Raw genomic sequence first — 6,968 nt, 5'->3', positions numbered from 1 at the left:
AAGTTGTGCACGACTTAATCGTGTGCAACCATTGCATCAGCGCGAACGAGCACCGTTCGCCGCACTCCGTTCTCAGCCCGAGGGAAGAGGCACCCCATGAACGCGCTGTACACCGCCGTCGCCACCGCCAACGGCCGCGAGGGCCGCGCCGTCAGCTCCGACGGCCAGATCGACCTCGCGCTCGCCATGCCCCCGGCCCTCGGCGGCAACGGCCAGGGCACCAACCCCGAGCAGCTCTTCGCCGCCGGGTACGCGGCCTGTTTCGCCAGCGCCATGGGCGCGGTCGCCCGTGAGATGAAGGTCGACGTCTCGGACGTCTCGGTGACCGCCGAGGTCTCCATCGGCAAGGACGACACGGGCTTCGGCCTCGCGGTCGTGATGCGCGTGGAGCTGCCGGACGCCCTGGCCGGCGAGACCGGGCAGCAGCTGGTCGAGGCGACGCACGCGTACTGCCCGTACTCCAAGGCCACGCGCGGCAACATCGAGGTCGAGCTCGTCGTCGAGTAGTCCGGTCCGGCGGGCGGAATTCGGGCCCGCACCGGACGGCGGGTACCGTAGAGGTACCGATCTCATGGGCCTCCTGGTGGGCTGCGTGAACCCCAGGAGGCCCAGAATGACCACGAACCGCGGACGCAAGGGCGTGATCCGCAAGCGGATGACCTCGACCGGCGAGTCGTACGTGGTCGCCGCCCGCAACCTGAAGTCGATGAAGGACATGGGCGCCACCCGCGAGGCCGTCGAGACGCAGCGCTGGCAGCCCGCCGAGACCCTGGACGTGCCGTGCCCCTGCGGCGGCACGTGCGAGCCCGGCGAGAAGTGCGACCACTGCCACGCCCGCCACCGCCACGTGGCCCGCTACCCCGGCAGCCGCACGGAGGTCGAGATCTGGGCCGACCGCTACGACTGCATGGGCTGCTCCGCCACGTACACCATCCTGGTCGAGCTGCCGGGCCGCCCGTGGGGCATCGCCGAGACGGTGGTCAAGGGCGCCTCCGCCGAGCAGGTCGTCAAGGCCCGGGTGTTCCCCGGAGTGAAGCATCCGCTGCTGCGGCCCGAGACTCCCGAAGAGGGCTGAGTCCTCGCGGCACGGCCCCCGTATATCGCGCGACTCGCATCGATCAGCCGTTCTACGATCGCCCCCGTACGGCCGGTGCATCGGTACGGCCGGAGGGATCGGGGGCGGTCATGCGCGAGGGCTTCGATGGCTACGAGGTCTACGAGGGTTACGAGGGCTACGACGGCTTCCGGGACGGTGAGAGCGCGGCTTCGGCGGCCGTGCTGCTTGCGCAGGGGGCGGAACTGCTCAGTGTGCTGGCCGCCGATGATCCCGACGAGTGGCTCTCGCTGGACGCGGAGGTGCGGGAGGTGCCCTGGCACCAGTGGGGCCAGGCGGAGCCCCTGCCTGCATGGGAGCACGCCTCCCCGCTGCCCGCCGATCTGACGCAGCTCGGCGAGTCCGGCCTCGCGCTCGCCCTTTGCCACCGCGACGGCCGCATCCGCGAGGCCGCGATACGCCGGGCGGGGTCGTATCCCGGTCTGCTGCCGCTCATCGTCATCCGCTGTTCGGACTGGGCCGCCCCCGTGCGCGAGCGTGCCCGGAAGCTGCTGCGCGATGCGCTGGACCCGTCTGCCGCCGTGACCCTCACGCCGCTGATCCTGCTGGTCGGGCGCCGCGACCGGGGCGGCTTCGGCGTCGAATTGCTCGGGGAGGCGCTGCGGCAGGCGCCCCTCGGCACGCTCTTCGCGCACCCCGACCGCAGCACGCGGCGGTTCGCCTACCGCCTTGCCGTCGAGCACGAGCGGCTGAGCCCCGCCGAACTGGCCCGAGCCGCCGCGCGCGACCCGGACACCGTGATCCAGGATCTGTGCGCGACGGCGGCGCTCACGACCCTGCGGGACACGGATGCCGACTCCGCCGACGTGCTCGAACCGCTCCTGACGGCACGTCCGCCCCGCGTCCGGTCGGCCGGGGTCACCGCGCTGCGGCGGGCGGGGCAGCCGCAGCGGGCAGAAGCCTTCCTCGACGACCGGTCCGCGCAGGTCCGTGCCTGCGCCCGGTACGTCGTACGACAGCACGGCGGCGACCCGACGGCCTGGTACAGGTTGCGGTGCGCGACGCCCGACGACCCCGCGCTCGCGCCCGGCGCGGTCATCGGCCTCGCCGAGTGCGGCGAGCGCGCGGACGGCGCGCTGCTGCGGCCGTTGCTCGTACATCCCGCGGACGGGGTACGGGGGCAGGCCGTGGCCGGGCTCCGGGTGCTTGACCTCGCGGACACGCAGCTGCTGCGGCCGCTGCTCGACGACCCGGCCCCCGGCGTCGTACGCCGGACGACCGAAGCCCTGCTGCCGTCGGCCCGCCAACTCCCCGCCGACTGGCTCCTGGAGCGCATCGCGCCCGAGCGGCCCCGGCACATCCGCGTCGCCGCTTTCCGGCTGCTCCACGCCCACGGCGGGGTCGTGGCGCTGCGGGCGGCGGCCGGGCTCGTGGACGACCCCGACGTGAAGCTGCGCACGTGGGCCGCGCAGTCCGCGCAGCGCTGGCATCCGTCGGCGGACGTCCGGCGCGGGGACCCGGAGGTGGGCGGGCTGCTCGACCGGTGCCGCCACCTCTTCAGCAGGCATGTCCTGAAGCGGCGCAAGTGGGCGGCGGGACTGGACGACTGACGGGGGCTCAGCCCCTCGCCGGACGGTGCCGCGCACCCCGCCCCGCAAGCGGAACCCGGCACAACGTCCGATATACGAACCCTCCTTTCCGGATTCTGACCGGATTCGTGCCTTGACTGCGCGTCGCGCCACCCTCAATATCAGGCAACGCACTTCGCGCCATGCACACGTCACGTCAGCACAGCACAGCTCCAGCGCCCTGCGGCATCCGCGTCGCAGGGCGTCAGTACGTTCCGTCCCCCTTGCTGTTCGGAATTCGGAGCCCCACATGAGAATCTCCAGATCCGCCATGCCCCGCGCCCTGAGACGGGCCACCGCGGGCGTCGCCGCCCTCGCCGCCGCCGGCCTGATCGCGGCCACCGCGCCCGCGGCCATGGCGGCCCCGTCCCCGACGCTCGCGGCCCCCGACATACCGCTCGCCAACGTCAAGGCGCACCTCTCCCAGTTCCAGTCCATCGCCACGGCCAACGGCGGCAACCGCGCCCACGGCCGCCCCGGCTACAAGGCCTCGATCGACTACGCGAAGGCCAAGCTGGACGCGGCCGGATTCACCACCACCGTGCAGCAGTTCACGTCCAGCGGCGCCACCGGCTACAACCTCATCGCGGACTGGCCGGGCGGCGACCCGAACAAGGTCCTGATGGCGGGCGCGCACCTGGACAGCGTCTCCTCGGGCCCCGGCATCAACGACAACGGCTCGGGCTCTGCCGGCATCCTGGAGACCGCGCTCGCCGTCTCGCGCGCACAGCTCCAGCCGACGAAGCACCTGCGGTTCGCCTGGTGGGGCGCGGAGGAGCTGGGCATGGTCGGGTCGAGGTACTACGTCAACAACCTCCCCAGCACCGAGCGCGCGAAGGTCTCCGGCTACCTCAACTTCGACATGATCGCCTCCCCGAACCCCGGGTACTTCGTCTACGACGACGACCCCACGATCGAGAAGACCTTCAAGGACTACTTCGCGGGCCTGAACGTCCCCACGGAGATAGAGACCGAGGGCGACGGCCGCTCCGACCACGCCAGCTTCAAGAACGTGGGCATACCGGTCGGCGGCCTCTTCACCGGCGCGGAGACCAGGAAGTCCGCCGCCCAGGCCCAGAAGTGGGGCGGCACGTCGGGCACGGCCTTCGACCGCTGCTACCACTCGTCGTGCGACACCACGGCGAACATCAACGACACCGCGCTCGACCGCAACAGCGACGCCATCGCCCACGCGATCTGGACGCTCGGCACCGGGACCACGACCCCGCCCGGCGACTCGTACGAGAACACCGCTGACGTCGCCATCCCGGACAACGGCGCGGCCGTGACCTCGACGATCAACGTGAGCGGCCGCACGGGCAACGCCCCGGCCACCCTCAAGGCGGACGTCGACATCCGCCACACCTGGCGCGGCGACGTGGTCGTCGACCTGCTCGCCCCGGACGGCACGGCCTACCGCCTGAAGAACTCCAGCAGCAACGACTCGGCGGACAACGTCATCGCGACGTACACGGTCAACGCGTCGAGCGAGACGGCGAACGGCGCCTGGAAGCTGCGGGTACAGGACGTGGCGGCCCAGGACACCGGCTACATCAACAGCTGGAAGCTGACGTTCTAGAGCTTCCGGAACGTTCCGGAGCGGCCCGGAGCGGCCCGGAAACACCTCGGCGCCCGGCCGCGTCTGGCGCTGCCGGGCGCCGGGATCGTGAACGGACGCTCAGCCCTCGTCGGGCGTCAGCGTCAGCGAGATCGAGTTGATGCAGTACCGCTGGTCCGTCGGTGTCGCATAGCCCTCGCCCTCGAATACGTGGCCGAGGTGCGAGCCGCAGCGGGCGCAGCGCACCTCCGTGCGGACCATGCCGTGCGAGGAGTCCTGGAGGAGTTCGACCGCGTCCGTGTCCTTGGGGTCGAAGAAGCTCGGCCAGCCGCAGTGCGACTCGAACTTCTCCTGCGAGGTGAACAGCTCCGCGCCGCACGCGCGACAGCTGTAGACGCCCTTGGTCTTGGTGTCCGTGTACTCACCCACGAACGCGGGCTCCGTGCCCGCCTGGCGCAGGACCGCGTATTCCGAGGGGCTCAGCTCCGCGCGCCACTGCTCGTCCGGCTTCTCGACGTCGTACGACATGAGACTGAACCCCTTACTGCTTCGATGTGCTGCTTCGCATTAACGCTCGGACAGCTCGGCCAGGATCTGCGGGCCGAGGTCCGTGACGTCGCCCGCTCCCATGGTGAGAACGAGATCACCGGGCTTCGTCATTCCCGCGACGGCCGCCACGGCCCCGGTCTTGTCGTGCGCGGCCCGTACATCGGCGCCCGCCGCCGCGGCCGCGTCGATGATCAGGGCGCTGGTGATGCCGGGGATCGGGTCCTCGCGGGCGGGGTAGATGTCGAGGACGACGGATGCGTCCGCGAGGGCCAGGGCCTGGCCCATCTCCTTGCCGAGCTCCTGCGTGCGCGAGAAGAGGTGGGGCTGGAAGAGGACCAGGATGCGCGCGTCGCCCGCGGAGGAGCGCATGGCCTCCAGGTCGGCCGTCATCTCCGTGGGGTGGTGCGCGTACGAGTCGATGACCTGGACGCCCGCCGCCTCGCCCTTGAGCTGGAGGCGGCGCTTGACGCCGGTGTACGAGCCGATGGCCGAGGCGAGGTTGTGCGCCGGGATGCCGAGGGCGATGCCCGCGGCCAGGGCGGCCACCGCGTTGTGGGCGTAGTGCCGGCCGGGGACGGAGACCGTGAAGGTCAGGAACTTGCCGTTCAGGACGACCGTGACCTCGCTGGTCAGGCCGCGCGCGGTGATCTTGTGGATGCGCAGGTCGGCACCCTCGGACTCGCCGTACGTGACGACCTTGAGGTCGCCCGCCGCGCGCACGCGCTTGGTCAGCTCCGCCGCGCCCGACTGGTCCGCGGCGATCACCAGGGTGCCGCCGGGGACGATCTTGCCCGCGAAGGTCTCGAAGGACTCGTAGATCTCGTCCATCGACGCGTAATTGGCGTGGTGGTCGAGCTCCACGTTCAGGACGATGGCGACCTCGGGGGCGTACTTGTGGAAGCTGCGGTCGCTCTCGTCCGCCTCGGCCACGAAGATGTCGCCCTCGCCGTGCAGGGCGTTCGAGCCCGGCGCGTCCAGGTCGCCGCCGATCGCGTACGAGGGGTCGAGGCCGAGGGTGGAGAGGGTGACCGCCAGCATCGAGGTCGTCGTGGTCTTGCCGTGCGTGCCGGCCACCGCGATCGGGCGCAGGCCCTCCATGAGCGAGGCCAGGGCGTCCGAGCGGTGGACGACCGGGATGCCGAGCTCGGTGGCGCGGGCCAGCTCGGGGTTGTCGGCGCGGATGGCGGAGGAGACGACCACGCAGCTCGCGTCGGACGCGAGGTGCGCGGCGTCGTGGCCGATGTGGACCGTGGCGCCCAGGGTGCGCAGGGCCTCGGCCGTGGCCGACTCCCGCGCGTCGCTGCCCGCGACCTTGGCGCCGCGCTGGGCCAGGATCTTGGCGATGCCCGACATTCCGGCGCCGCCGATGCCGATGAAGTGCGGTCGGTCCATGGCGGTGGGCAGGCCGGGTGCCATACGTGTGTCTCCCCAGGGGTCCAAGAATTACGGCAGATGAGCAGGGCCAGACTATTGCCTCGCATGGACACCGGGCACATCCGCGCCCCGTAAGGGGCGCGGGGAACTGCGCGACCAGTCCCCACCGGACCCGCAGATCAGTCCTCGGCGTGAGAGAACAGCTTCAACACGGGTACGCCCACCTTGTGCCGGGCACGGGACGCCCAGTCCCGGTGGAAGAACTCCTCCACGTAGTGGGGATCGGTCAGAACGATGACCTCATCGGCGTCCGCCTCATCCACCAGCTGCTTCAACGCATCGAGCGGATGATCCTCGATCAGCTGCCCAAGGGCCTCGCAGCCCGCCGCGCGCAACGCCGTCAGGGAGACCTCCAGGGCCCGCTGCGCGGGTGCCGCCGCCGCCTGCCCTTCGGGGACGTCCCCTTCCCGCGCCGCCTCGTCGATCTCTCCCAGGGCCACGTCGTCGATGGCCCGCAGCAGGCGGTCGGCCTGATCACCGCGCGGCTGGAGCAGCACCCGGAAGGTGACCGGCTCGTCGCCGTGCAAGGTGGTGACGAACTCCACGTCGGCGGAGGTCAGGGCCTTCTCGATCATCAATACGCTTGTGAACACGACAGGCGCCCTTCTCATCCGTGGGCCGCCGAGAGTCTGTCTCGACAGCCCCTGCGGAAACCATCCTGCCCCGTTGCCGGACGGGGTCTGCGACTTTTTGTGTGCCCTGCGGAATCAAAACGGTACGGATGAGTCCGCTGTTTGTCAGGTTT

General features: G+C 71.0%; 7 protein-coding genes. 4 read left to right on the top strand and 3 right to left on the bottom strand.

Annotation, left to right across the window (positions count from 1 at the left end):
* Nucleotides 1-96: 96 nt before the first annotated feature.
* The 4 genes from ACQKIP_RS35185 to ACQKIP_RS35170 all read left to right on the top strand — a co-directional run bounded on the left by ACQKIP_RS35185 (nucleotide 97) and on the right by ACQKIP_RS35170 (nucleotide 4,261).
* Nucleotides 97-507, top strand: a complete 411-nt coding sequence (locus ACQKIP_RS35185; RefSeq protein ID WP_365858571.1) for an organic hydroperoxide resistance protein — start codon at nucleotides 97-99, stop codon at nucleotides 505-507.
* Between the two features lie 106 nt (nucleotides 508-613).
* On the top strand, nucleotides 614-1,075 hold the full coding sequence (locus ACQKIP_RS35180; protein ID WP_365858569.1) for a hypothetical protein: 462 nt from the start codon (nucleotides 614-616) through the stop codon (nucleotides 1,073-1,075).
* A 110-nt stretch (nucleotides 1,076-1,185) separates the two neighbouring features.
* Entirely contained in the window at nucleotides 1,186-2,664 is a 1,479-nt protein-coding gene (locus ACQKIP_RS35175) for a hypothetical protein (protein WP_365858567.1), read from the top strand.
* Between the two features lie 268 nt (nucleotides 2,665-2,932).
* The gene (locus ACQKIP_RS35170) at nucleotides 2,933-4,261 is read left to right on the top strand and encodes a M28 family metallopeptidase (RefSeq protein ID WP_365858565.1); all 1,329 of its coding nucleotides are present in this window, start codon (nucleotides 2,933-2,935) and stop codon (nucleotides 4,259-4,261) included.
* Nucleotides 4,262-4,360: 99 nt separating this feature from the next.
* On the opposite strand, the gene msrB is transcribed toward ACQKIP_RS35170, so the two are convergent.
* From msrB to ACQKIP_RS35155, 3 genes are all read right to left on the bottom strand, one after another.
* Nucleotides 4,361-4,768: a peptide-methionine (R)-S-oxide reductase MsrB gene (gene msrB, locus ACQKIP_RS35165; RefSeq protein WP_365858563.1), complete on the bottom strand. Its 408-nt coding sequence runs from the start codon at nucleotides 4,766-4,768 to the stop codon at nucleotides 4,361-4,363.
* Between the two features lie 39 nt (nucleotides 4,769-4,807).
* Nucleotides 4,808-6,205 carry a UDP-N-acetylmuramate--L-alanine ligase gene (gene murC / locus ACQKIP_RS35160; RefSeq protein WP_365858561.1) on the bottom strand — a complete coding sequence of 466 codons (1,398 nt, stop codon included), beginning with the start codon at nucleotides 6,203-6,205 and terminating at the stop codon, nucleotides 4,808-4,810.
* A 137-nt stretch (nucleotides 6,206-6,342) separates the two neighbouring features.
* On the bottom strand, nucleotides 6,343-6,816 hold the full coding sequence (locus ACQKIP_RS35155) for an indole-3-glycerol phosphate synthase (RefSeq protein ID WP_365858559.1): 474 nt from the start codon (nucleotides 6,814-6,816) through the stop codon (nucleotides 6,343-6,345).
* Nucleotides 6,817-6,968 lie beyond the last annotated feature (152 nt).

It is taken from the genome of Streptomyces sp. NPDC059900, assembly GCF_050270335.1.
Classification (GTDB): Bacteria; Actinomycetota; Actinomycetes; order Streptomycetales; family Streptomycetaceae; genus Streptomyces.
This window is presented reverse-complemented; position numbering and strand designations above follow the sequence as displayed.